A 522-nucleotide genomic window follows, 5' to 3' on the forward strand; every position below is an offset into this window, starting at 1 on the left:
CTACGACCTCAACGGCCAGCTGCTGGAGAAAATCGAGTTTGGCGATGACGGCTCGCAACTGGTCACGGCTTATGAGCGGGACGCGGCCGGACGCCTATTGGTCAAAACCCTGCCCGACGGCATCCAGGTCGCGTATCGCTACGACTCACTGGGCCGACTGACCAGCGTCGACGATGGCCACGACCATCCGCTGGAATTCGAATACGACCAGCAGGACCGCCTGATCACCGAGCACCAGGGTTGGGGCACGCTGCGTTGCGGCTACGACGCCTGCGGCCAGCTCAACCGCCTGCGCCTGCCCGATGGCAGCAAACTCGACTATCACCACGCCAAGGGCGGCGCGCTGACGGCCATCGACCTCAATGGCGCGCGGCTTACGTCGCACACCTTCCTCGCCGGTCGCGAACAAAACCGCCAACAAGGCCTGCTGCTCAGCGAATATGCCTACGACGACCAGGGCCGACTGAAGGCCCACGCCGTCAGCCAACAGCAAAAAAACCTGTACCGCCGCGACTATGCCTA

The 522-nt window shown here is 63.4% G+C and carries 1 pseudogene; it reads left to right on the forward strand.

Features of this window, described 5'->3' with window-relative positions:
• A pseudogene (locus tag IB250_RS28505) lies at nt 1-522 on the forward strand (type IV secretion protein Rhs); the annotation flags it as partial.

The sequence above is a fragment of the Pseudomonas sp. PDM09 genome (assembly GCF_014852305.1).
Lineage (GTDB): Bacteria > Pseudomonadota > Gammaproteobacteria > Pseudomonadales > Pseudomonadaceae > Aquipseudomonas.